The sequence below is a fragment of the Allobosea sp. P4_E12 genome, assembly GCF_056401655.1.
The window spans coordinates 24030-47940 of record NZ_JBFUIY010000042.1 but is presented as its reverse complement, the minus strand read 5'-3'; the positions used below and the strand labels follow the sequence as shown (position 1 = coordinate 47940).

General features: G+C 61.3%; 19 protein-coding genes. 7 read left to right on the top strand and 12 right to left on the bottom strand.

The window, feature by feature from the left end; all coding sequences use genetic code 11:
• A partial coding sequence (locus tag AC1DW9_RS31850; RefSeq protein WP_476855298.1) for a DNA cytosine methyltransferase occupies window positions 1–1398 on the top strand: 1398 nt, incomplete at its 5' end.
• 485 nt (window positions 1399–1883) lie between these two features.
• Here the strand turns inward: AC1DW9_RS31850 and nusG are convergent.
• The 5 genes from nusG to AC1DW9_RS31825 all read right to left on the bottom strand — a co-directional run bounded on the left by nusG (window position 1884) and on the right by AC1DW9_RS31825 (window position 5131).
• Window positions 1884–2363 (bottom strand): transcription termination/antitermination protein NusG, encoded by a 480-nt coding sequence (gene nusG, locus AC1DW9_RS31845; protein ID WP_476777215.1) that lies wholly within the window; start codon window positions 2361–2363, stop codon window positions 1884–1886.
• Window positions 2364–2807: 444 nt separating this feature from the next.
• Window positions 2808–3236 (bottom strand): hypothetical protein, encoded by a 429-nt coding sequence (locus AC1DW9_RS31840; RefSeq protein ID WP_476777214.1) that lies wholly within the window; start codon window positions 3234–3236, stop codon window positions 2808–2810.
• A 758-nt stretch (window positions 3237–3994) separates the two neighbouring features.
• Window positions 3995–4261: a hypothetical protein gene (locus AC1DW9_RS31835; protein ID WP_476777213.1), complete on the bottom strand. Its 267-nt coding sequence runs from the start codon at window positions 4259–4261 to the stop codon at window positions 3995–3997.
• 4 nt (window positions 4262–4265) lie between these two features.
• On the bottom strand, window positions 4266–4712 hold the full coding sequence (locus AC1DW9_RS31830) for a hypothetical protein (RefSeq protein ID WP_476777212.1): 447 nt from the start codon (window positions 4710–4712) through the stop codon (window positions 4266–4268).
• 20 nt (window positions 4713–4732) lie between these two features.
• Window positions 4733–5131: a hypothetical protein gene (locus AC1DW9_RS31825; protein WP_476777211.1), complete on the bottom strand. Its 399-nt coding sequence runs from the start codon at window positions 5129–5131 to the stop codon at window positions 4733–4735.
• Between the two features lie 143 nt (window positions 5132–5274).
• On the opposite strand from AC1DW9_RS31825, the gene AC1DW9_RS31820 reads away from it, so the two are divergent.
• Entirely contained in the window at window positions 5275–6384 is a 1110-nt protein-coding gene (locus AC1DW9_RS31820) for a tyrosine-type recombinase/integrase (protein ID WP_476777210.1), read from the top strand.
• Between the two features lie 148 nt (window positions 6385–6532).
• On the opposite strand, the gene AC1DW9_RS31815 is transcribed toward AC1DW9_RS31820, so the two are convergent.
• Window positions 6533–6664 carry an ABC transporter gene (locus AC1DW9_RS31815; RefSeq protein ID WP_141740160.1) on the bottom strand — a complete coding sequence of 44 codons (132 nt, stop codon included), beginning with the start codon at window positions 6662–6664 and terminating at the stop codon, window positions 6533–6535.
• Between the two features lie 507 nt (window positions 6665–7171).
• Window positions 7172–7378 carry a CsbD family protein gene (locus AC1DW9_RS31810; protein ID WP_441508377.1) on the bottom strand — a complete coding sequence of 69 codons (207 nt, stop codon included), beginning with the start codon at window positions 7376–7378 and terminating at the stop codon, window positions 7172–7174.
• A 296-nt stretch (window positions 7379–7674) separates the two neighbouring features.
• On the opposite strand from AC1DW9_RS31810, the gene AC1DW9_RS31805 reads away from it, so the two are divergent.
• Window positions 7675–8655, top strand: a complete 981-nt coding sequence (locus AC1DW9_RS31805) for a L,D-transpeptidase (RefSeq protein ID WP_476777209.1) — start codon at window positions 7675–7677, stop codon at window positions 8653–8655.
• A gap of 1226 nt (window positions 8656–9881) precedes the next feature.
• Window positions 9882–10256, top strand: coding sequence for a hypothetical protein (locus tag AC1DW9_RS31800; protein ID WP_476855297.1), 375 nt, complete (start codon window positions 9882–9884; stop codon window positions 10254–10256).
• Between the two features lie 1397 nt (window positions 10257–11653).
• Here AC1DW9_RS31800 and AC1DW9_RS31795 read toward each other — a convergent pair.
• On the bottom strand, window positions 11654–12682 hold the full coding sequence (locus AC1DW9_RS31795) for a glycosyltransferase family 2 protein (RefSeq protein WP_476777207.1): 1029 nt from the start codon (window positions 12680–12682) through the stop codon (window positions 11654–11656).
• A gap of 373 nt (window positions 12683–13055) precedes the next feature.
• Here AC1DW9_RS31795 and AC1DW9_RS31790 point away from each other — a divergent pair, with 373 nt between their 5' ends.
• The 3 genes from AC1DW9_RS31790 to AC1DW9_RS31780 all read left to right on the top strand — a co-directional run bounded on the left by AC1DW9_RS31790 (window position 13056) and on the right by AC1DW9_RS31780 (window position 17930).
• Window positions 13056–14036 carry a glycosyltransferase gene (locus AC1DW9_RS31790; protein ID WP_476777206.1) on the top strand — a complete coding sequence of 327 codons (981 nt, stop codon included), beginning with the start codon at window positions 13056–13058 and terminating at the stop codon, window positions 14034–14036.
• A gap of 398 nt (window positions 14037–14434) precedes the next feature.
• Window positions 14435–16393: a hydrolase gene (locus AC1DW9_RS31785; protein ID WP_476777205.1), complete on the top strand. Its 1959-nt coding sequence runs from the start codon at window positions 14435–14437 to the stop codon at window positions 16391–16393.
• Between the two features lie 91 nt (window positions 16394–16484).
• Window positions 16485–17930 carry a lipopolysaccharide biosynthesis protein gene (locus AC1DW9_RS31780; protein WP_441508383.1) on the top strand — a complete coding sequence of 482 codons (1446 nt, stop codon included), beginning with the start codon at window positions 16485–16487 and terminating at the stop codon, window positions 17928–17930.
• A gap of 6 nt (window positions 17931–17936) precedes the next feature.
• Here AC1DW9_RS31780 and AC1DW9_RS31775 read toward each other — a convergent pair whose 3' ends face one another.
• The 4 genes from AC1DW9_RS31775 to AC1DW9_RS31760 are packed head-to-tail and all read right to left on the bottom strand — an operon-like array spanning window position 17937 to window position 23813.
• Window positions 17937–18725, bottom strand: a complete 789-nt coding sequence (locus AC1DW9_RS31775) for an FkbM family methyltransferase (RefSeq protein WP_476777204.1) — start codon at window positions 18723–18725, stop codon at window positions 17937–17939.
• Window positions 18722–20410 carry an exopolysaccharide biosynthesis protein gene (locus AC1DW9_RS31770; RefSeq protein WP_476777203.1) on the bottom strand — a complete coding sequence of 563 codons (1689 nt, stop codon included), beginning with the start codon at window positions 20408–20410 and terminating at the stop codon, window positions 18722–18724. Before AC1DW9_RS31770 ends, AC1DW9_RS31775 begins: the two co-directional genes overlap by 4 nt.
• Complete coding sequence (locus AC1DW9_RS31765) at window positions 20407–22419, bottom strand: glycosyltransferase (RefSeq protein ID WP_441508386.1); 2013 nt, start codon at window positions 22417–22419, stop codon at window positions 20407–20409. Before AC1DW9_RS31765 ends, AC1DW9_RS31770 begins: the two co-directional genes overlap by 4 nt.
• Window positions 22416–23813: a hypothetical protein gene (locus AC1DW9_RS31760; protein WP_476777202.1), complete on the bottom strand. Its 1398-nt coding sequence runs from the start codon at window positions 23811–23813 to the stop codon at window positions 22416–22418. The genes AC1DW9_RS31765 and AC1DW9_RS31760 overlap by 4 nt, the downstream gene beginning before the upstream one ends.
• Window positions 23814–23911 lie beyond the last annotated feature (98 nt).

Genomic DNA, 23911 nt, shown 5'->3' with positions numbered 1-23911 from the left:
CCGGAGGACTGCTCGGTCGAGACGTTGGCAAGGGTCCAGGCGCTTTCCGTGGATGCAAGCCATCTTGCGAAGGAACTCCGGGAACTCGTTCCCGCCAAAGTGCTCACTCCGAGCAGCTCGTTGGGTGAGCGATCCTGGATCACGGTGCAGGATACTCTTGAACAGATTGCAGAGGGTAAGCTCTGCTCCATGGAAGGTTGGTGCTGGCCGGACGTTCACCCCTTCTGGATCGATGAGCACCTGCACGAGATTCTTGGATGGGCGCTGGGCCAGGAAATCCCGGAACTCGCGGGCCGAAAGCGTCCCGTGCCGAACGGTGGCGTCGCACTCGATCGCCATCCACTCAGTTCCGCATCACGGCCATCTGCTCCCTATCGGTATTCGGTACTCGAACTCTGCGCCGGTGCGGGTGGTCAGGCGATCGGGCTGCATGCAGCCGGTTTCCGCCACGTCGGCATTGTCGAGAGAAACCCGGAGGCTGCTTCGACCCTGCGCGCCAATCGCCCCAGATGGCCCGTCATCGAAGAGGATATGAACACGATTGATATCGGGCGTTTCGAAGGTGTCGATCTCATTGCCGGCGGGCTGCCTTGCCAGCCTTATTCGCAGGCCGGGGAACGCCGTGGCTCGGCCGACGAGCGGGATCTGTTCGATCGCGCTCTTGAGATCGTCCAGCAGATCCGTCCGAAGGCGGTGATGATCGAGAATGTTGTCGGGATCACTCAGGTCACTCACGCTGTCCGCAGGCTCAACGTCTTCTCCACGCTCGAACGACTCGGTTACGATACGGATTGGCGTGTCATCGAAGGGCCTGTGTTCGGCCTCGGGCAGAATCGCCGTCGCGCGATCCTCGTCGCGATGCGGCGCGGGATGATGCATCGCTTCCGGTGGCCGCTTCCGCCAGAGATGGCTCCGACAACGGTGGGGACTTTGCTGAAGGATCTGATGGGGGCCCGCGATTGGAAGGGCCTCGATGAGTGGGTGGCCCGAGCCGACGGCCTCGCGCCCACGCTGATCGGCGGCAGCGCCAAGAAGCTGGGAATGGATCTCGCTCAGCCGAATTCGCGCAAAGCCTGGCTCGACATCGGCGTGAATCCTCGATCCGTTGGCAAACAGGCGCCCGATCCGGATTATCTCGGCATTCCCTATCTTACGTTGCCGATGCTTGCCCAACTCCAGGATTTTCCAGCCGATTGGATCTTCTCCGGATCGCGCCAGGCGCAATTCCGGCAAGTTGCGAACGCCTTCCCTCCAAGGCTGTCCCGCGTCATGGGCCTCGCTATCCAGCGCGCCCTCTCAGGCGAAGAAATCAGCGTAAAGACTGCCATCCAAGCACCGCTTTTCAAACGAATCGATTTGGCGGAGCTGAACCTGCACATGCGTGAAGCTGCGGAGTGATATTGTGAGGCTTCGACGGCCTTGGGTGATGGGAAGCCCGGCATTGGGGTGGCACTGCCGTCCTTCCGGCTCGCGGACGGAGGGTCTTACCTAGTCGCAGCCCTCCTAAAGGTCGCAGATGGGGTCGAAAACGGAAGTTCAAGTGATGAAGTTCGCATTCGACTTGGTGAGCGAAGGAGACGTCCTCGATCATCCGATCATTGCCAGTCGAACGGGCAAGAAATCCTTGCACGGGGGTTCGATTCCCTCCGAGGCCTCCAACGGATTCCCCCATGAAATCAGGGGCTTAGGAAGGGGTGTCGTCGCCCCGACCGTGTCGCAGAGGCCCGGAGCCGCGTAACGGCTAATCCCTTGTAATTCCACGCTTTCCCAAATCGTCACACTTAGTCCTTGCGACACGGATGCGACACGATGTTCGACGTTGGGGCTCCTGGCGCGCCGCGGGTTAGCGGCGCTGCGAAAGGCGTGAGAGCGTTGGCGCAGCTTCAGGCTGACCGCAGGCGCTTGACGTCCGCAGCCGGCAAGGCAACCCGCCGGGCCGCGCCCAGCAGCGACAGCAGGATCAGCACCCGCTCGGACGGCGCCTGGCCGGCATACAGCCCAGCCAACCCTGCGAAGGGCCCGCGCTCGACCCGCACCCGATCGCCAGGCAAGAAGCGCGGCGGTAGCTCGATCAGGCCGTCGACCTCGCGCCCGCGCAGCTCCCCGATGACGTCATCGGCGACCCGCGCAGGCCCGCTGCCGTTCATGATCAGCGACCTGATGCCCGGCGACCAGCGCGCTCCATGCCATTGCGCCGTGATCCCGACGAAGATGTAGCTCGGAAAAAGCAGTGGCGTCGCTTCGACGACCCGGCGGCGCAAGAAACGGCGCTCGACGATGCGCGGCGCATAGACCTCGAAGCCGCTGCGCTTCAGTTCGGCGAGCGCCAGCGCCTCACGGCTGACCCGGGCCACGACCCACATTCAGCGGGTGCCGTAAGCGCGGCCGGCGTGCGGCATGAGGCTGGGCATGGGTTCCCCGAGGCAAGGGATGCCGGGCATGTGACCGCGAAGGCCGCCCCGCCGCAAGGCTGGTCTTCCCAGCAGTGGCAAAACCACGGGCCGATGATGTGCCCCACCTCGCCCCGGTCCATTTTCATGGACGGATCCCACGGCTCGCCGACGTCGAGCTTGTTGGCGCTGACCCAAGGGTCTTGGCTGAACTTTACGGCGCGACGCTCGCGAATGCGCGGCGCATGGATCAGCCGGTTCAGATTAGGTGACTTCGCCCCGGGTAGTGAGCCCCCCCAAGGGACGACGGGGACTGTGGCTGCGAACGCCGCCACGCCGCAAGCGGCATCGTCTCGGTAATGGATTGACGGTCAGGGGGCATTACTACAGTTGTAGGTCGCTACCGTAGAGATAGGATCATTGGCGCAAGTAAGCGGCATCAAGAGCCGCATTGCATCGCGCGGAAACCACGCGCCTTGCCGTTGTAAGGCATGCGAGAATATTGCCCTGACCCGCCACGATTCCTTTACAACGTTGATTGGCATCCGCGTTGCAGCTCTTCAAAACATTAGCCGCGCGTGCCGCACATTTTTTTGCTAACTTGTCTTTTTCTTGGGAAAGGCAACTAAGGAGGTCTGTTTTGACCCACCCAGCCGCGTCTGTTTGTACCGGCACTCCTTTGCCACTGCACCGCTCTTGTAGTTCTTTGCCGCAAGCAAGATCCTCCGCCCGCGCCTTCTGTGCCTCAGCAACGTTGAAGTGGGCATCAGAGATAAACATTGCAGCAGAGAACGCGATAGCTGTGATGACACCACAACGGCGGAAAGCACCTCGCAGCATTTTCATTTTCCTTCTCCCGATTTTGCGAGCGTAGCACGTATCGGCGCACTGCGCATCTCGTCGCCCGCCGTCGAGCCACGCGCCCTTCATAAGATATAGGGCGCGTCCCGCTTGATCCGATCGGACACCGCTGCGACGCGCACTGTGCCCGCTCCAGCCGACCAGCCAGCTTACGATACAACTTGAGGCGGTCACTGCGGGTGAGGATGGGCGTCCATTTCCTAGCATTCCGGCCCTCGGAGCCCTAATCCCAAGCCTCACAAGACGCGCCGGCCAAACTCAAACGGCCGCCACGGGCCTCCTGAGGCTCGACGGGGCCTCCAGGCCCAACCTTCGCTTTCAGGGGCCAGGGGGGCATTCCTAAAACAAGGCTTCTCTCCGGGGCCGGGCGCGGCGGCGCTCGAAAAGGCACATAGTCGTTCAAAAATTTCCAAATCAAATCAATGGCTTAGCTGGTGATCTGGGGGTATGGGAGGCAGCCGGGATCCCTGGGGTCAGCCCCTTGGAATTGTTGCATAATTTGACTAGTCGCGCGGTCCTGCCGTGCAGGAATGTCGTCTTGCCCCGCCTCGATCGCACAACCGGGACGCGCTAAGGAAAGCGAGGGTTATCAAGGGGTTACGCGGGGTGAGGGGGAGGTGGCGGGCGGTCGGCCGGGGTTTAGGCGGGGTCGCCACGGGGTCGGGCAGGCGTCGAAGCTCGGCGGATCCCGCCTGTCCGCACCTATCCCCGCCGATTTGATGCGGACGGATCCCGGGACGGCTTTACTGGAGGGTGTGCGCGGCCTCGACCGTGATCTTCGCGCCCCTGCCGCCGTCCGGGGTGATGAGGGTGACCGTGATCGGCGTCGCAAGGCCACCGTCGACGATGTGGTCGCACAGGGGCTCGACGTCCCGGTCCGCCGCATGGCGGGCGACCGTGACCGAACCATTCGAGCCGATCATGACGACGTGAAACGGCGGATCGACCGCGCAGTCGCTGACGAACTCGGCGATGGAGGTCCGGACGCGCGCCTGATCGTGCGGCGTCATGAATTCAACTGCTGAGATGTGGCAGCGGCCGGTCATCGAAGTGCTCGAAAGAGCGCTGCAAGGTGCGCTCCAGCTTGTCCGCCAGCGTGTCGATCCGGTCGAGCCCGCGCTCGATGCCGGTCAAGTTGTCGACCGGCCTTTGCTCCAGCGCGTCGAGTCGCCTCGTGAGATCGGCGACGGCTTCGCGGAGTCCGGTGTTCTCCTGACCCAGGTCCGAGATGGCGCGCGCGCAGGCTTCCAGGGCGAGCTGCACATCGTCAGCCGGAAGGGTCTCGGCGAGGCGCTTGCGCTCGGCCTCTTGCTCGCGCTGGGCGGCCCGCTTGGCCTCCTGCGCGGCGATCTCGCGCCGGTCGCGGTCCGTCGGGTGCTCGATCTCGCGCGCCAGCGCCAGGGCGAGAGGACCGGGCTCGACGTGGGCAGGGCGCGCGAGCGTCTCGCGTGCCGCCGCCATGATCCCCCGGGCTCGATCATTCATCGCCGTACGCCTCCCCGTCGTCTCGGTGGCGGCTCCTGGTCGTATTCGTCGGCTTCGTCGGCGGCGTCTCTGGTGGCCGCTGGTGCGCCGCCCCAGGTCGCGCCCGAGATGACCTGCGCGCCGCCCGGGGCAGCGACCGCCCACGTCAGCTTTGCGGCGGCTTTGATCGCGATCACGTCGTGCTGGAAGGCGTTTCGGGTCGGGGCCGCGACGGTGGCCGGTGAGCCCGGCGAGCCGATCGGCAACGGCGCTGCGTCCTCATAGTGCAGCGCAACATGCTTCGACGTTTCGACCTCGGGCGCGCCTTCGAAGGCGGCGGCGATCGCGTCCGGCACAAAGGCTGCGATCGTCCCGGCGGGCAGCGCGCTCGTCGAGAGAACCGGGAGGGAAGACACTCTTGGCCGTGTCGTCCAGGCCGCTGTCGCGGAAGCGCTCGCCAGTGAGGGAGCGCTGAGCCGCGCGGTCGAGGCCGCGGTCGCAAAAGCGCTCGCCAAAACGAAGCTCACAGTCACCGGCCGGGCGGAAGCGGAATAATCAAATGGCAACGGTTCAGAAGCGGAAGCTGCCCTCTGGCGCGATTACTTGGCGGGCGACGTACAATGATCAGAGAGGCACCCGGCGTAGCCGCCATTTCCTTCGGAAGTCAGACGCCGACGCCTTCCTCGTGCAAGTCCGGCACGATGTTTCGCGCGGGCTGCACGTCGCCGACTCGCAGTCGATTACCGTGGCTGAAGCTGGCAAGCTCTGGATCGAGCGAGCCGAACGGGACGGGCTCGAGCGCTCCACGGTCAACCAATACCTTGCTCACCTGAAGCATCACATCGTCCCCGAGATCGGGATCGTAAAGCTGAGCGCCCTCACGGCGCCAAGGGTCAACCAGTTCATCGATACGCTCCTGGAGACGCGCTCTCGCGTGCTGGCTCGCAAAGTGCTCACGTCGCTCGGCTCTCTCGTCGACGAAGCGATGCGGCGAGGCCTTGCGGCTCACAATCCCGCCCGTGCGGTGAAGATCCGGAACTCGACTCGCGACGAGGATGGGGGAGCGATTGAGATGCCAACCCGTGCCGAGCTGCGCGCGATCCTCGCCACAGCCGCGGGGCGCTGGCGGCCGCTGATCGTGACGGCGACGTTTACCGGCTTGCGCGGCAGCGAGCTCCGAGGCCTGACCTGGTCAGACGTGGACCTGAAGGCAGGAATGTTGAGGGTCCGCCGTCGTGCCGATCAGTGGGGCCGCTTCGGGCCACCCAAGAGCAAGGCGGGGAAACGGGATATCCCCATGGCACCGATGGTCCTGAAGGCCCTCCGGGAATGGAAGCTGGCCTGTCCGGTCACGAAGGACGGCCTGGTCTTCCCGGCGCCGTCTGGGCGCGTTCTCTCTCACGCCTGCATCCTGAAGGACGGCTTCGGCCCGCTCCAGGTCGTCGCTGGCGTGGTGACGGGAGCGGGCGCGGCGAAGTATGGCCTGCATGCGCTCCGACACGCCGCCGCGGCGATGTTCATCGAACAAGGATTCGGCCCGAAGAAGGTGCAGGCCCTCATGGGTCATGCATCGATCCGGCTCACCTTCGATACCTACGGCTATCTGTTCAAGACCGACGAAGAGGACCTGGCGGGTATGGCGCAGATCGAGGCGCGCCTGCTGAGCTAGTTGCGACACGAGCGCGACACATCGGGCCTAAGTCCCTGATTTCTAAGGGGCTGCCGTGGACTGCAAATATCGCCACCGCCGAATTCAGAATGCCCAAAAGAAAACGGCCGGTCGAACCGGCCGTTTTCTGTCTCATTGGCGCTAGGTGTCAGCCCTTGGTAACGATCGGCGTAGCCACGGGCGGAGGCGCCTTGCCCTTGCCCTTGCCGAAGCCATAGTCAGCACACCCACCGACGCCAACCAACGCCACAGAAACAGCCAAGACCAGCAGTTTTTTCATCGTTTAGCCCTCGTTGAGAACGCGCCCACTATGGATGACCGCAGATCGGCGGCCAGTGCAGATGGGCAACACTGGGCGTATTTCCGCGCTCTGAATTAACGTTTGGTCAGGGATCGACGCAAAATCTTCCAGAGATACTGGGAATATAGGCTTCCCGTTTCATATAGAGGGTGTTGTTCCCAGATTCTGAGCGGGATCAATCTGGATCACTACTGGATATATCGAACCACGAATCGCAGCGGTGGGGGAACCAGCGTACGGCTCGCGCGGCCCGACGAGAGGGATCACGGCGACCGACCAAACAGTATTGATCGTTGATCGGGACAATTTAACCGAAACGCCCGCAACGGGCCCATTTATCAGCAGCGGGTCGATTAGGCTCCTTCCTTCCAGGCTCATAAGCTGACATTCGATCACGTTAGCGGATTACGTACGGTGCTTCAGACGCCGACACGCCCAATCCGCAATAAGGCCCCGCCGAAACGGGGCCTTTCGATGTGAACGTTACTATTCCCAAGTTTGACGGCCGTACCAGGTGTCCACATCGGTCTTCACCTGATCCTTCGCCAGACCATAGCGCTCCTGGATCTTGCCCTCGAGCTGATCACGCTTTCCGGCGATCACGTCCAGATCATCGTCAGTGAGTTTACCCCACTGCTCCTTGACCTTGCCCTTGAACTGCTTCCAGTTTCCTTCGACGCGGTTCCAATCCATCGGACATCCCCTGCGGTTGCGTGATTTTCAACCAACGCACGCAACACCGGATTGTTCGGGATCTGTCTGCTGCCAGTTGCGATCGCCGCTTGGCAGGACATCGATGGCCTGATCCTACCTAAGATCGCCGCGCTTCGCGTTGGAAACGACGCCAGTGTTGGAAACCCCAATGAATAAAGCAGAGGATTCTATACTCCGGCTCGCTCGCGAGCACGGTGTAAAGCGCGAGAGCTGAAACAGGGGAACATGATGACGCTTCAGCCGTATATATCGTGACCTCACCGGAGCCCAAATCGATGAAGCCCGTTGGTTTGATGACTGCCTTGGTAGTCCTCCTCGGCGTCGGTGCGGCGCCGGCGTCGGCTCTTACCGCCGAGCAGATCAACACGGCGACATTCGCGGCGCGACCCCCGCAGAAAGCGAGTGGGCCCAATCCCTTGATCGTGAAGGCCCAGGTCTTGCTCAGCCGGCGCAGCATCTCACCGGGTGTGATCGATGGCGTCGATGGGGAGAACTTCCGCAAAGCCGTGGCGCAGCTCCGGCGCCAGGAAAAACTTAGTGAAAGCGACGAATTGGATGAGGTCGCTTGGCGCGGTCTTGGCGGCGATACCGTTCAGGATGTCGTGGTCGAATACAAGCTGTCCGACAAGGACGCGGATTACGACTTCGCTGACGATATTCCCCGCGACTACGCGAAGCAGGCCAAGATGAAGCGCCTCTCCTATACCAGCCCGCAGGAGATGCTCGGCGAACGCTTTCACATGAGCGAAAAGCTCTTGATGGAGCTTAACCCAGGGCAGCCCTTCACCGAGGCCGGCAGCAGAATTTACATCGTGTCTGGCGGCCGCTCGCTTCAGAAGGGGGGCGCCAAACGGGTCGATGCCGTCAAGAGTACCGGGATGGTCGTTGTCTATGGCGAAGGCGACACTATCCTGGCGAGTTATCCGGCAACGATCGGGAGCAAAAACACGCCATCGCTGTCCGGCCAATACACGGTCACGCGCATCGCGCGGAACCCGAACTACACCTACGACCCCGAGAAGAACTTCCAGCAGGGCAAGAACGACGAAACCCTCGTCCTGCCGCCCGGGCCTAATAACCCGGTCGGAACCGTCTGGATTGCACTGTCTGAGCCAACATTCGGGATTCACGGAACGCCCGAACCCTCTCAGGTCAGCAAAACGACGTCGCATGGCTGCGTGAGATTGACGAACTGGGATGTGGAGGAGCTTGCCGACGTCGTGCGCCCGGGCGTGCCGGTGCACTTCCTGGATTAGAAACCGGGAGGGGCAGAATCGGCAAGAACTTGCAGGGGGCGCGCTTTCCCACCTTGCCCGGGCACAGGCTCGCACCGCTCCAAGTAGAATACCGTCCGGCCTTCGGTGAGCACCACGGTCTTCCCGACGCAGGCAGTGACCAGCGCGGGGAGTTCCTGACACGTCTGAACGACCCCATCGCCAATATAATGCGGAGTGAATCTGATGGGGCGTCTACGAGTTCTCCTTCTCGGGGCGCTGATCGGATGGGCCGGCGTCCACCTGTTCTACGCTCTCAAGCTGTATGTGGGGTTCTGACCGTGCCCAAGGCTGATCTCCCGGCGCAACTGCGCTAGCTCGATCACATTCCGACTGAGCCATCTTTATCCTGCTGTCCGAGGCTGCCGACGCCCTCGATGTCGCCCTCGATGCGATGCGCAAGGCTCAGGACGCCATCGAGATCCGCGCCGCGAGGGTTGTGCAGGCGCACGATGAGGGAGGGCCGCAACGGTCGCCCATCTGCCACCCACCAGCATCGCCAACCGCCGTTTCATCGGCCAACGCCGCGAGCCCGTAATCACCAGAACTGACAGCATGGTCGGAACTAATCCGGCTGCCACCTGTTTGAAGTTTAAGAGATATGCTTGGTTGAGATTGAACAAAAGGGAACGGGCACGATGAATTTCTTCGGATCGGCAGTAACGCTAACGTTCGTTGCGTTTATGCCCCTAGCCGTCACGGCGTCAGAGCCAAAATCTACTCAATCCGACGCACTATCGATCGTTGAATCTGGCACCTCGTTGAAGCCGCAGCGTGGGAGTGACAATGTCAGCTCGTCACCGGAGGCCTCACCGCCAGCGGTCGAGCCAACTGCACACGCCCCGAGGAAGGTTCGCGTCGTCTATCCAGCCCCTCTTACAAAAAATAACGGCAGTTAAGCGCCGCGGTGTTGGCTCTTCAAAATCCGGTTGGCCCTCAATTCGCTCCAGGGGCCGCCCACTGCACTATCGAGACATGGCGCGGTGCGGTCATGAGCAACGCCGCTCATTCGGCTGCGTTTTGGTCACCGTCTTGCTGGCACATGCTATTTAATGGGCCCCTTACTGCGCTTTCATCTCGTTTTGGGAACCGCGCGGCTGCGTCTTGCGTTTAATTGCATCGGCTCCAGCGGGGATTGGTTCTCAGGAATTGCCCCATCCTGGCCATCACAGCACGAGGTGGAGGGTGCCATGAGGAGACTTGCATCCTTGGCCACTGCCGCTTTGATCATGACCGGCAGTGTCGGAACCGCCGACGCGCAGTATTGGCGCGGCGGCGGCTATCACGGCGGATATTATCGTCATCATCACGGGTGGGGCGGCGGGGCCGTCGCTGCCGGGCTGGTCGGCGGGGCGCTGCTGGGAGGACTGGTTGCCTCGGCTGCTACGGCCCCTGCCTATGGCTACGGGTATCCTGCCTATAGCTACGGATATGGCTATCCCGCCTATGGCCCGCCGGTTTATTATCGGCCTCGCTATTATTATGCACGGCCCGTCTATTATGCGCCTCGCTATTACGGCTGGAACCGGGGTTATTACGGCCACCGCTACCCACATGCGGTTTATCGGGGATGGCGAAGATAGTCGTACCGGCAGTTGTCCTCCCCGAATCACTGGTGAACGGGAGCACGGTGGCGACCAACATCGCCACAGCGGGTCTTTGAAGGGGGCATCTGTCGCAGGTCGTCCGCCGGCCAAACGACGGAGTTCTTCAGCGCCTCGGAGCCAGGGCCAGGCCAAAACACGTCGCGCGCGCACAACGGCTATTCCGCCACGCGGTTAGAACGGAGACGAAGTAGATCGTTCCGAAGCTGCGGAACACGCAGGCATCGGATTCGGTTGGAGCCAGGCATCACTATTACGGTGTCACAATGGGTTCGTTGCCGAGACCCTATCATCCGAGATGGAGACCGAGCCGGTCGTCGGATCGCAGGGCGCCGGCAGGGGCGGGCCCGGTCGACCGAGAAATATCTCACTTGAATAGATTGCGGACTTGATGCGACCTGAAGCAAAACGTCAGCTCATTACTCTTGTGCTGAGGTTTGAAGCGGTCGCTCGATCAACGACCGTGCTTTCCGGATTTCTTCCTGGCGCTCGCTAACGATGCCGCTTCCGACTCCAGTGAGGTTGCCAGCGCCTCGTATTCCACAATCCGCTCAGCGCGCTTGGGCGCGTCCGAACTGATCCAGAATGCGAGCCCGTTGCATGTCAATTCGTACGCCTCGAAGAGATCTAGAAACGCTGGATCGAGGGCCTGATCAAAAACGACACGCCAGTGAGGCAACCGCACCATTAAACGCGCGCGTCCGCCCCGCACGCAGATCATGGGGAGTCCAGCGAACTGCGAGCGTGGAACAGCCTCGGGCACCAAGTCCTCAGGCGTCCTCGTTGCCCGGGCCGATAGGCATCTGTTGCTCGCGCGCCTCTGGCTCGCGTCTGCACACGCCTCGCGTATGAGTCTCGATCGCGGCGAGCGCCGCGTCTAACGAGCAATATGGCCCCGGCGAGAGTGTTGCCATCGTAGCCACAGCTCGGGCCGCCGGAAGTATGCGAAAGCTTCCGGACAAGGCCAGCTCGACATGCCCCGCGTTACGGCCGAGCAAGTCGATCAGGTCCCACCTTGTCGAGCTCGATTGCTTAATGATGAGATCCATGAAGGCTTTCCCCTCCAACGGTCGCTACAGATAACAATCCCACCTCGAACAGGTTGCGCGGAGGCGACCGGGACACCGTCTTCCCGCTGCCTCATGGCCACGGGGACGAGGTCCACCATGGTTCGCCTTCGCCTGACCCGAGAGGCCTTCCGCCAAAGGGCCTTCGAACTCCCGACATCTACATTCCTGACCTGCATCTTGATACGATCAAGGTGAAGACGCGCGATTTCCGCTGAGCCAGATGATGCCCTCGGAAGCCAAAACACGGCAGGCGTCAGCGGTGCGTGGGACCGCGTTTAACCCCGAGCTACTAGTGAGTTTTCGTGTTCAAAGTCCGTTATAACGATAAGTCAGGAGAGATTTAGATTGTTTTGGAGGGAGGGCATACAGTAATAAAAAGAAAGAAGAAAGCCAAAATGATTTAATTCTGTTATGGTCGTGTAAAAATAAATGTTTGATGATAGATATAATATTATGAAATCGATTTCTTTTCCCTGAAATTACATTCAAATAAATTTTTTGTTGAAGTATAAATAGATTTGATATTACTTCAACCGAATTTCGTTCGCCCATAGTTTTTAGTATGATGTTGAGATGATCGATGCGTTGAACGTACCGATTAAGCCCTCTATTGATCTTATCTTTGTCTATCGCGGTATTGAACCCCGAATCATTTCTATCATGGACTCGATATAAGCCAAGGGGCTTCGAAATACTGATGATGTCGCCATAAAAAGGAGCGGCAAACAAGATAATTCCATCGACCGCGGTATCATAATCAGCATCTTCGACAAGACTGCAGAGGTCGCGTCTAAATACATTCCCAGATGTCGGGGGCGTCGTATAGACTCCGCTGCATAAAATCTGTTCCTTTATCTTCTCGCGTCCCCTCCAATCGCCCAACTTCGGAAATGCGTCTCCAATCCGATTTCCGGCGGAGTCGATCTTGACCAGCGGATATTGAATCTTGGCGATTGAATTATCCAGCTTGCTTATGAGAGTCTCTATCGAGTGCGGGCAAAGCTCATCGTCGGCGTCGAGAAACAATATGAAGGGGGAGCTTGTCTTTTCCAGCGCAAAGGCGCACGCGCGCCTCTGCCCCGAGTTCTCGATCCTGTAGGCGCGGACCCCCTTGCTCAGGATGACATTCCAACTGTCGTCGATCGATCCGTCATCCACGACGACCAGTTCGCAGTTCGGAACATTCTGGGACAGGACGCTGTCAATGGCCAGCCCCACGAACTCAGCATAGTTCCAGCACGTAATGATGACCGCAAGGCTGAACGGAGCCGTCTGCGCGACAGGCGGCTCATTCTCAGCGATCACCAACGGTCGGCGAGCGGATCGCCTTTCCACGTCAGGCTACTCCTATTTTGCAGTGCAGCACTATGAAGTACCTTCCCACGCACGGCAATCGCGATCGCCCTGAAGGATCGGGCTAGCGCCTTCCACGCATCCTTGGATACGCATGCTTTCCGGCCTCCCGGCAGAGCGATGGGCGCCGTCCGATGCGCCATTTTACTGGCGCAGGTTGGTAAGCCTACGCGGTGCCTGTCGCCAGCGGCACGGCCGCACGTGTCCTAGCACGGCAATTGCTTGCTCCGTCTGATTGGGGTCGGGCCAAGGATATGGTTGGTGCCAGTGGGGCACGCAAAGTCGAGAGAATGCTCCACATTACCGTCGAGAGGTTTCGGATATGCCGGGGCAATGCAAGTCCGTGTCGGTTGTCATGGCGACCCATAACGGCGCCAAATACATCGAAGAACAGCTGCTAAGTATTATACGCCAGACATTTCGGCCCTTGGAGATTATCGTTTCGGATGACGCGTCCAACGACGGAACCCTTGAGATCGTCGAGCGGCTTACTGCGGGCTGCGGCATAGAGACAAAGGTGCTGCGAAACGAAAGAGCGCTCGGGTTCCGAGACAATTTTCTACGAGCATCGCTCGTCGCAAGGGGGGATTACATCGCCTTTTGCGATCAGGATGATGTTTGGGACCGCAGAAAACTGGAAAAATGCGCGAAGTTTTTTGCCGATCCGAGCATATCAATGATTGTCCACACTGCCACTACGGTGGACAAGAATGCAAACAAGATTGGGAATTTTCGACAGGGAATTCGCAGATCCGGAATCCGGAAGCCGCTCAGTTACGATCCATGGCTTACCTTCTTTGGCTTCTCAATCGTTTATCGTCGAGAGCTGCTCAGCGTGGCCGACATCAATGACAGGTTCATCGACTACATCGTTCCCACCGAGATGATTGCTCATGACCGGTGGATCATGTTTCTGGCACAAATGGTCGGCTCGACCGCGGAGCTCGCCGAGCCTCTCGTTAAATACAGGCAGCACGAAAGCAATACATTCGGCAGCCGAAGTAAAAAAAGGGCCAAGGCCGAGCGTGATATAAAGGAGGAGACCAACGCTTATATCGCTTCTACGGCAAAAATGTTGGAAATCGTATCTGGTTTCCCGGTAGGGGTGGGTTATGATTTCCCGCTTTTCGATAGGGAAAGAAGTAAAAACTATTTGGAAAAAGCTCTTAGTCAGCTTGAGACTCGAAAGTATATATATAACTCAAATTCCCGACTCTCTTCGTTGGGTAAAATATATGAGTGTATCAGATCTGGAAACTATAGATCTGTGCATAGCGGCCGCAATCGCTGGCGCTCTCTTGGTCGCGATCTTCAGTTCGCCTTCTTGGGTCGATAAGTTTCGCCTTTTCAAGCTCGACGGCAGGTGTGGCGCCTGCGATCCTCGAAACCGGCACCCCGTCGCTGGCGTGACGCTCGCGGTCGGTCGGCGATCGGACGGCTGATGCGACGTGTTTGCAGTGCTCCTCTCGCTGGCCGTCGATTGCCTCTCGGAACGCGCTACTTTGGCGTGCTGAATCCGACATGAGCGCTACGGCCCGATGGCCCGGGCTGCGATGATACCGACAGTTCTGCTGCCAGCTCGCCCGATTCGGCGGATCGGTGCCCGTCGCAGAGCGGCGACAACATGAGATGGCATGTTTCCTGCTGACACCATCACAGCGGGTTCGTGCGTCCCACCCCCCGGTCTGTCGGTCGGCAGGTGGGACGCTCTCTACCGCTCGCATGGGAGCGCAGATGCCGGGCCAGATCGAGCGCTACAGGGCGGAATTGTTCGAAGATGTCGACCTCGTCTCGACGGACGTCTTCGATACCCTGTTGTTACGGACGCACCGGTCGGAGCGCTCGCGCATCTTGGCTGCGGAGCAGCTCTTCGCCCTTACGTTGGAGCGCGCCGGTCACTCGGTTTCGGCAACCTTGCTGGTGGAAGCTCGTCTTGAAGCTCAACGTCTCGCCTATCGCTCTCACGACATGGCAGGCGGCGGGGAAGTGAGATTGGTCGACATCATTCGGCGCCAGCTCGCCATTCTCGGTCTGCCCAGCTCGTTCATGGCTGCGAGACTGGTGATCGAGATCGAGATCGAGCAAGAATCGCTGCGCCCGAACCTGGCCCTCGCAGAAGCCCTTCGCCGCTGCAGGAGCGGAGGTAAACGCGTCGTCGCCGTCAGCGACATCGCTTTGCCGACTGCCGCATTGGAGACCCTGATCACGGCGTTCCACGGAGCGGACCTGGTCGATCGTGTCTATTCGAGTGCCGACATGGCAGCCACCAAGCGGCGCGGTGATCTTTTCGGCCTGGTCATGCGCGAGGAGGCCGTCCGGGCCGGCCGAATCCTCCACATCGGCGACGACGACGCGGCGGATCATCGCATCCCCTCGATGTTGGGAATCCGAACATTGTACCTGCCACGCCCGAAGCTGCGGCGGTATCTGACCCGTGCGCATGGCGGCGTGACCGAACTTGTGCGCCTCGCCCGGAAACGAGATCTTGCAGGCCGGATCCGCGCCGGCACGAACGCGGACCCGACCGCCTTCGGCCGGGAGGTTCTCGGGCCAATCGCTGCCGAGTTTTGTCTGGCGATCTGGCTCTATGCCGACGAGGCGCAACGGAAGGGCAATGCGACCTTGCTGTTCTGCGCCCGCGGAGGTCTCGGAATCCGGGAGGTGTTCGAGCGCATTCTTTCACGCCTGAACCTGCCGCTAGCATTGCCCCGCGAGAATCTGGCCGTCTCCCGTCTCGTCGCAGCACGAGCTGCCATGATTGCGCGCAGTCCCGCGGCGCTTGACGAGCTCGGGCGGGAATTCGGAGACGGCAGCTTCGCCGATGTCGCGCAAGTGCTGGCCGGGCGCACACACGAGCTACCGGCAGCGTGGTCGCAACGCTTTTCGGGCGACCAGTTCTATTCGCTTCTCGATAGCGCGGCGGGCCAGGACGTCGTGGCAGATGCTGCGGTCCAGGATGCACTCTTCCGGCGCCACCTCGCAGATGTGAGCGGAAGCGCGGAGCGCATCATTCTCTGCGACACCGGGCTCTACGGGAGCACCCAGCGGCTGCTTTCCGCCGGAATTCCCGAGCGCTCGTTCGAAACGATCCAGTTCGCGCGATGCAACTACAAGCGCTTCGATGAGAGCCATTTCCCCCGGGTGGCAGGTCTCGCCGTCGAGCGCAATTGCTACAGTTCTTTCGACGTGCGCTCGACTGTCTTGCGTTACTGGCACCTGATCGAGAGCCTTTTCGAGCCGCGTATCCCTTCGGTAAAGACCTTCACCGACTGCGCTGAGACGGTCAGTTCGAATGCAGGTGACATTCGCTACGGTTCCGTTCCGAAGGAAGTGTTCAATTCCAGGTTGACGGGCGTGTTGGAATACATCGACACGCTTTCAAGCGGCATGATGGTAAAAGCAGACGCCCCGCGGGCCTGGGCTCAGCTCAAGCGAGCCATCGTCAGGCCAGCCCTGGCGGACCTACATGCGCTGGCGATCGGAACGCGTTCGGTCGATTTTGGGCGGCCCGGGATGATCGGAGACCGAACGGACCCTCAAACTGGCGCGCTCTCTCGCCTGTCGTCAATTAACACCCAGCTCTGGCGGGAAGGGGCAGTCGCACGCGAGTTTCCGCGTTCCCGCGCCGCGCTCCTCGGCAGCATCGAGACCTTCCACGCCCTGCGCGGATTCTCGTCCTGGATGCGCCATTGAAACGCTTCTGCACGAGGTATCGAGCCCACACTTCCACACGCTTCCAGCAAGCTAGCCAAGGCCCCCGCGTTTGGACTGAGGAAGCATTGGCATGTTGGCGCTAAAGGCGTTCACGGGCGCAGGCTGGCTGGTGGGCTCGCGCTTTGTGGGACGGCTGATCGACTTCTTCACGCTTCTCGTGATGGCTCGCGCGTTGACGCCGGCGGATTTCGGACTGGTCGCACTCGCCATGGCCCTTGTCGCGATCATCGATATGGTCCTGGAAGTGCCCGTTACTCAGGCGTTGGTTCGCCTGAATCAGATCGACGAGAGTCATCTGGATACCGGCTTCACGCTCGCCGTCCTCCGCGGGGTGGTCGTTGCGGTGGTGGTCATTGCTGCCGCATGGCCGTTCTCGCAGATCAACAATGACAGCCACCTCATTCCGGTCGTGCTGGCGCTCGCGATCGCGCCGATTATGCGTGGGCTGGCCAGTCCGGGCCTTATCCACTTTATCCGCGACCTCGGCTTCCGGCGCATTTTTCATCTCGAGATCACCGGCAAGATCGTGGCGTTCTGCCTTGCAATGGCGGCCTTGTTCCTCGGCGGCTCCTATTGGGCGCTGGTCGTCAATTTCGTCGCCTCTCCGGTTGCGGCGGGTATCGGCTCCTATCTGCTGGCACCGTATCGCCCCAAGTTCTCGCTCAGTCGGTGGGCAGATTTCGCAGGTTTCGCAGGCTGGTTCACCGGCTCACAGCTCGTGTCAGCCATAAACTGGCAGTTCGATCGCATCCTGTTGGGCGCGCTGGCCAGCAAGGAGGTGCTCGGTCGATATTCCGTCGCCAACGACCTTTCGGTTATCCCAACGCAGAGCCTCATCGGACCTGCGCTTCAGCCGATCATGGCAGCCTTTTCCCGCATCCATGGCGACGACGAGCGACTCCGGTCGGCATTCCTTAAAGCTGCCCGCTTCAGTATGCTGATCTCGATCCCGTGCTGCCTCGGAATTGCACTGACTGCGGATCTGCTCGTTGCAATCTTGCTCGGCGCCAAATGGCAGGCCGCCGCGGACTTTCTAAGGTTGCTGTCGCTCTCGGTTGCCGCCACACCCTACCTCCAGACTCTGTACTCCCTGGCCCTTGCGATAGGGCGGCCCGAATTCATCTTTCGGCTCAATCTGTTCGACCTCGTCGTCCGCTCGTTTCTCGTCGTGCTCGGCTTCAGTTACGGGGGTGCGCCCGGCGTCGCGGAAGGCCGGCTGCTCGCGGCCGGCTTGATGGCGGTTGCGGTCGTCATCCAGACGCGCAGACTGATTTCGATCGGCATCGTCAAGCAGCTTCTCAACCTCTGGAAGGTCGGGGCCGCGGGAGCCGCCATGTGCGTCGGCGTCGTCGCCCTGCGAGCCGAGCTTGCGGGAAAGGTCTCCGCCATCCCGGAGCTTGCCCTGATCGCCGTAACGGGGGCTGTGCTGTATGGCGGGGGGCTCGCCTGTTCGGGCCTGTGGCTCCTCATCGGCCCTGGACGCCTTGAACTTGTCGACCGGTGGTGGCGCCATTAGGCGACGTCAAACCGTGCTCGTGTACCACCCGTCCCATTGGGAGAATTCTGGAAATTTCCGCCGGTATCCGTGGCTAGCCAGCAATGCGTCGATCTTTGGCTCCTGCGGGCTGTTGCTATGTTCCACGGAAAGAAGCCGCACGCGCCAGCGCGCAAAATCGAAGGCCTCGAGGATTGCGAGTTCGCTCCCCTCGGTATCGATCGACATATAGTCGATGATTGCAGGCGCACGGTACTGCTCAAGCAAATCGTTGAGCGATATCGTCTCTACGTTGCAAGTGGGAGATGCTTCGCGGATGGGTGCAAAGTGATCATATAAGGCGGTTGCGGCAATCCCGCCGAGCTCGGGGTCCGGGGTTGTTGCGAACGATAGGACCTCCCCCGATCTGACGAAGACGCAACGCTTGTCGATTTCACAGTGTCGATTGCGTTCAAGAGCGTCATGCCAAATCGGATTTGGCTCGGCCAGGATTCCCGTCCAACCGAAGCTTCGTTCCAGCAACCAGGTATTGCTGTTCGTAACCCCGTTCGTCGCGCCGAACTCCACGAAGAAGCCATCACGCTTCTCTCCGAGTTCATAGCAGACCCAGAGATCCTGAAGAATCTGTGACCGGGAACCGCCGATGCGATCGAAGGCAAATCCCAGGAACCGAACGGGATCCATGTCCCGCAGTTCCATGATCTCTGGACGCCGCAGCCGCAAGGCGTTGAAGGCGAGGCGGCGCATATTGGGCCGATCGGCCATTTGCCGGAGAAAATGTGCCGCGGATTTCTTGACAACTGCGTTCAGCATCATGGCTGGCAGCGATCGAGGACCACGCCGAGCACGTTGGTGCCGCCACGACGCAGTTTTTCAGAAGCATCGTTCAAATCCTCGAAGGTCGTTGAACCCTCGGCCGCAACCAGGATGACGCAGTCTGCATGTGTCGCCAGAGCGAGGGCGTCTGCGGAGTCGTCGAACGGCGGCAGGTCGATCAGCACGTCCCCGAGTTGTTTGGCATGCGCGACGAGACGCGCGGCCCTGGGTTCGCGAAGATCGGCGAAGCGGTTGAGTTGGGGAATGGCCGATCGAATCGGAAGCAGTCGCATTCCATCGAACAGCAGAAAGGCGACGCGCTCGGGCGGCAGATTCTCGGCGATAGCATCAACCATGGTGGAGGGGCGCGCGGCGTCGGGCAACTCCGTGAGGAAGGCGTCAAGATTCGCGCTCAGAATGCTGACGGAGCGGCCGCCGAGATGCATCAGTTGGCCAAGATTCATGGCCAGCATCCTGGCTTCTTCCCCGTGCTCCCAACTACCGATGGCGATGACAAAATTGCCGCCCGTGCGATCCGCAGGGCGAGCGATTTCTATGGCCGTCCGCAAATCTCGTATCCCCGCAACATAGGCTTGGGACCCCTCGCTCGCGACGAGCGACGCCATCTCTTGGGCCGAGGCGTGCTGCGCGCCGTCCCGCGAGTCGAACTTCGAAATCGCGGCAAGACAGGGTAGTCCAGTTTCACGCAAAATGTCCTGCCCCCGCCAGATCTTGCGATCGAGGGCTGAGGCGATTGCGCCGACGAAAAGTCCGCTCAACAACCCGAAAACACCGCCGAAAGCGAGGATGAGCCCCCTCCGGGGCGCAGAGGGTCCAAGCGGTGTCTGCGCTGCACCGATAATCTTGGCATCAGCGTCGGGGGTCGAGCTCGAAGGAAGCTCGCCAGCCTCTACAGCGAGACGAGCGGCGTCGACCTGGGCGGAAAGAGAGTTGAGGCGTGCCTGAAGGAATTCGCCTCCGCTGCGCGCGGCATCGGCCTTGAACGCCACAGATTGCAGGAGATAGGCGGAGGCGGCGGCGTTCGCGACCCGGGCCGGCAGATTAGGATCCGCCGAGTCGTAGGCGATCTCAATCGCATAGGACTGACCGACGCGGCGCGCCGAGAAGCGGCGCGCGAAGTTCTCGAATGTAACCCTGCTCGGGTCCGGGCCCAGCTCCGCCCCTCCGTGGGGGGCGACCGGTTCCTCACCGGGCTTCGATGCGAGTGCTTCGCTTAGGGGCGTGACGCCCGAGAGATCCCGCCAAAGCCGCTGGATCGCACTAGGCCTTCGAGATTGGAATTCTGGATGATCGGCCAGCCGCAGAGCGGCAAAGACCGTGCTCAATAACCGCTCCGAGCGGACTACCTGTAGTTCGCTGTCGGCCCGGTTCAAGTCGAGCGTCGAGGGCGCAACCACCTCGCGCGCCGTGGTTAGCACTTGCCGACGCGGCTCGAGCAGCAAGGTTGTCGCCGCCGTGTAGGTCGGCGGGGTTGCGCGAGCGTAGAGGAACGCGGCGGCCAAGCAGATGACGATCCATCCCGCCAGTTTCACTCTATGACGCAGCGCAGTGGCGCCGACCGCCCGCAGCATTGAAACCGGGCCGTCATCTGGGGGAGGGGGCACTGCATCGGGCAGGGGCATGATCCGGACAGGGCGCGCGAGTGGAAACTCTCTGAGCATCATTGTGGCTTCGTCCCCAGCTGCGGAGCGGCTGCACGTTCAGGCTGCATCCGCCCACGAAGGACATCGATCACCCCGAGGATGTTGCCCCGGAGGCGCCCTCGACGGTCGATAAAGGGCTCTGGCCACAGGGCTCGCCCCAGGTTGCTCGCGATATTGCGAAAGAGATGGTCCGCCACCTGAGCAATTGTCATTGTCCCCTTGCGCAGCATGTAAAGAGGGTTGACGATCTGCGAGTAACCGAAGCGTTCACCCGCCACTCTTCCGGTTTTGACCCCCATATGGACGCCGAACGCATCGGCGCATTTCACGAAGCGTCCGCCTTGCGCAGCGAGTGCCGCAGAGAAATCCCGATCTTCGAGCCAGCCATAGAGGACGAGACGTTCGTCGAAACGCACGGTGCCAATTTTTGCGTGGCGGAAAGCCATGTTGCACCCATATGGACTGTACGGTTCGACCCAGGACCAGTCGCTTGGCGGCGCCTCCGCCACCATTCTTACGGCCTCTGCAAACTTGATGCCGGGGCCGGTGATGCCGTCCACTAGGACCCGACCGGTGAACCCGACGACGCTCGCCTCGTCCCGGAAGGTCTGCGCGGCGACAGCTAGCCAATCGTGGTGCGCGACGAAGTCGTCGTCAAAAAAGGCGACGATGTCGATGTTCGGCGGGAGATGCGCGAGGGCGGTGTTTCGCTGCGCTGCCAGGCCAGGCGGCCCGACGACCACTCGGATGTCGTTTCGACCGTCAAGGTCGCCCGCATCTACGGTGTCGATGCACGATATGATGACGGAATCCGGCTTGAGGGTCTGATGATCGAGCAGATAACGGACGGATGCGCTGACGACATCCGGCCGGCCGCGGGTGGCGACGACGACGCCGATGCGAAGACGCTGTCCGCTGGTGATGGAGGGGGTCGGCCGCGCGGCAAGCGGCGATGCCAGCAGATCGAGATAGCCTTCAGCCGTATTACGCCAGGAGAACAATGGCAGGCGATCCCGTCCGCGCCCGACCAACTGGTCCCTCAAAGCCGCGGACCCTGCCAGCGCGCGAATATGGGCTATCCACTGCGCCGGGTCGTCGGGCGCGGCCAGCAGCGCTGCATCGCCGCAGACTTCCGGCATGCTGGCACAGTCCGAGCAGACGACCGGACATCCGCGCGCCATCGCCTCGATGATCGGCAGGCCGAACCCTTCGGTCCAGGATGGGAACGCCAGGCAAAGCGCGTGTTCGAACAGGTAAGCGAGGTCGTCGTCGCTGACTCTGCCAATCATGCTGACGCTCGGCGCGTCTCCCAGCATTGGGTTGGTGAAGATCTCGCCGCCGCCGCCAGCGACCACGACGTCGATGCCTGCCGCAGCGAGGCTGGGGGCAATCTCGATCAGAAGCTCGAGGTTCTTGTGCCTGGCGCGGGAGCCCAGGGCGAGGATGAAGGGGCGATCGCCGCGTTCGCGCCGAAGCTCCTGGAACGCGCGGGCCATCCGCGCCTTGGTCGGATCCCAGCGGAGGGCATGCTCGTGGCCGTTGGGCAGAACCGCAATCTTGCCGGCTGGCACCGCCAGGTAGCGTGCAATCTGGCGCGCCGATGCCTGGGATACCGTGGCGAGACGGACTCCGCGCCGCGTGAGAAGCGGCTGCAGGGTGCGATAGAAGGCGCGGAAGCCGAGACTGTAGCTCTCCGGGGCGGTGAAGACGTTGGCGTCGTGAATGCAGACGATCTGATCGGCCTTCATTCCGGGCGCCGTATTGCAGAGGTTGAGCAGGCGCCCACGACAAAGGCCGGGCAACTCGACCTGCTCCCAGGCATGTCCGGCGAGCCTTCCGCCGCGAACGAGGCCCATTCTCTGCAGGCCGGGGTCAATGGCGCTCCTTGGCGCGATGATCGTACTCGTGCTGTCTCCATTCCCCAGTGCACCATCCAGCGCCTCGACGACATTAAGGGCGTAGCGCTGCACGCCCGTCAGCGCTTGTGTCAGGAAGCGGCCATTGACCGCGAAGGTAGCGAGGCCGCTCATGCGCGCGCGCCCAGGGGCTGGAGAAGCCGGAGCGCACGCCGGCGCGGTCTCAACGCTGCCGCCGTCGCCGCGAGCGCGCAGAAGAACAGTCCCTGGTCTATGACCGTGCCGACGAGTAGGTCGCCGAACAGCAGGCCTAGTGCGCCGTTTCTTGCCGCGACCGCGACATTCGCGTCCAGGCTGCGGGCCTCACCGCGCGGGCGAGCGAAACACTCGATTGCGAAGATAGAATAGAAGAAGAGTCCGGGTATTCCGGTGGTTGCCAGCAGCGCAATGACGAAATTCGAGGCCCTGGCGGTGCCCAGGCCGACACCTAATCCCCAGCTGTCCAGAAAGTTCTGGAAGGAAACGACGTTCCAGGAGCTTCGTTCGATGCCGGAAGTGGAGCCTGCCTTATCGAGGACTGCCATGTCGACATAGTCGCGTATCGTCGTCGCGACTGCGGGGTCGAGGAGCACAAGGAGCAATCCTGCGATAGCGAGCGGGGGCGCCCAGAAGACGACGGCAGCGGCATGCCGCGCCGATGATCCATGGCCCAGGCGAGATATCGCCGTCGCGTAAAGGATGCACAGGACGATTGGTGCGCCCGCAAGCCCCGTCGATGACGTCGACAGGATGATCAGAAGCAGCGACAGTGCTGCAACCGTGCCAGTAAGCACCGAGCGATGGCCGCACAGCCAAAGCGTACCCATGAAGCCGAATACGCCGAGCGTGGACCGCGCGAAAACCGAGGCTTCCGTGAAAGAACCGACGATCCGCTTCATCCCGCCGACTTCGGAATTGGTATGCAGCGTGTAGCGGGCATTGCGCATGAACCCGAGCAGGTCCTGGGTGCCGGTCGCGTAGGTCGCGAGATCGGCGAAGGCGAAGACCGTGTTCGCGACGCAGTAGCCGATGAGCCCACTCAAGGTGGCCGCAAAGCCGCCGCGGCTCGACGCGACGCCGACAATCATGACGAAGCACAGCAGATTGGATGCCATATAGACGCTTTGCGCCAGATTGCTCGACCCGGGCGCTAGTGGGACGGTCGAACCGGTATCGTCGAAGACCGTCGTGCCGAGCGGAAAGATCTCGGTGATTCCGGCCAGAACACGCGGCATCAGAAAGGCGCTGGCAATGCCATAGATCGCGAGGCACGCGAACCAGAAGCCGGGTTCGTTGGGGTGGAGCGAGCGGATCGCGGCGACCGACTCGCGACGGCGGGTCATCGCTCCGAGCGCGAGGACGCCGAGCATGACATGACCTGGCGGAATGTTCGCAGGGCCGATGAACAGAGCCGACGATGCGCCGAGGACCGACGCGGTAACAGTGCCCCTCGTCAGCGCGCCAGTGCCCAGATACAGGCAAACGAGGCCGATCAGGATCGTCAGGACGCCAATCGGTTCCAAGCTCATGGCGCAATGTCTCCGCCCAGTCGGAGGTTAACAATCCGCCGACCCTGATGATCAGCGGTATCCAGGCCAGCTTTACCGACCGCGGTCACAACATGAGC

What these genes read in the sequence shown, in the direction of transcription:
- nusG (WP_476777215.1), bottom strand. Translation starts at nt 2,363, where the DNA reads ATGTGGGTCGTGGCCCGGGTCAGCCGTGAGGCGCTGGCGCTCGCCGAA.
- AC1DW9_RS31840 (WP_476777214.1), bottom strand. Translation starts at nt 3,236, where the DNA reads ATGAAAATGCTGCGAGGTGCTTTCCGCCGTTGTGGTGTCATCACAGCT.
- AC1DW9_RS31835 (WP_476777213.1), bottom strand. Translation starts at nt 4,261, where the DNA reads ATGACGCCGCACGATCAGGCGCGCGTCCGGACCTCCATCGCCGAGTTC.
- AC1DW9_RS31830 (WP_476777212.1), bottom strand. Translation starts at nt 4,712, where the DNA reads ATGGCGGCGGCACGCGAGACGCTCGCGCGCCCTGCCCACGTCGAGCCC.
- AC1DW9_RS31820 (WP_476777210.1), top strand. Translation starts at nt 5,275, where the DNA reads ATGGCAACGGTTCAGAAGCGGAAGCTGCCCTCTGGCGCGATTACTTGG.
- AC1DW9_RS31815 (WP_141740160.1), bottom strand. Translation starts at nt 6,664, where the DNA reads ATGAAAAAACTGCTGGTCTTGGCTGTTTCTGTGGCGTTGGTTGGCGTC.
- AC1DW9_RS31810 (WP_441508377.1), bottom strand. Translation starts at nt 7,378, where the DNA reads ATGGATTGGAACCGCGTCGAAGGAAACTGGAAGCAGTTCAAGGGCAAG.
- AC1DW9_RS31805 (WP_476777209.1), top strand. Translation starts at nt 7,675, where the DNA reads ATGAAGCCCGTTGGTTTGATGACTGCCTTGGTAGTCCTCCTCGGCGTC.
- AC1DW9_RS31790 (WP_476777206.1), top strand. Translation starts at nt 13,056, where the DNA reads ATGGCGACCCATAACGGCGCCAAATACATCGAAGAACAGCTGCTAAGT.
- AC1DW9_RS31785 (WP_476777205.1), top strand. Translation starts at nt 14,435, where the DNA reads ATGCCGGGCCAGATCGAGCGCTACAGGGCGGAATTGTTCGAAGATGTC.
- AC1DW9_RS31780 (WP_441508383.1), top strand. Translation starts at nt 16,485, where the DNA reads ATGTTGGCGCTAAAGGCGTTCACGGGCGCAGGCTGGCTGGTGGGCTCG.
- AC1DW9_RS31775 (WP_476777204.1), bottom strand. Translation starts at nt 18,725, where the DNA reads ATGATGCTGAACGCAGTTGTCAAGAAATCCGCGGCACATTTTCTCCGG.
- AC1DW9_RS31770 (WP_476777203.1), bottom strand. Translation starts at nt 20,410, where the DNA reads ATGATGCTCAGAGAGTTTCCACTCGCGCGCCCTGTCCGGATCATGCCC.
- AC1DW9_RS31765 (WP_441508386.1), bottom strand. Translation starts at nt 22,419, where the DNA reads ATGAGCGGCCTCGCTACCTTCGCGGTCAATGGCCGCTTCCTGACACAA.
- AC1DW9_RS31760 (WP_476777202.1), bottom strand. Translation starts at nt 23,813, where the DNA reads ATGAGCTTGGAACCGATTGGCGTCCTGACGATCCTGATCGGCCTCGTT.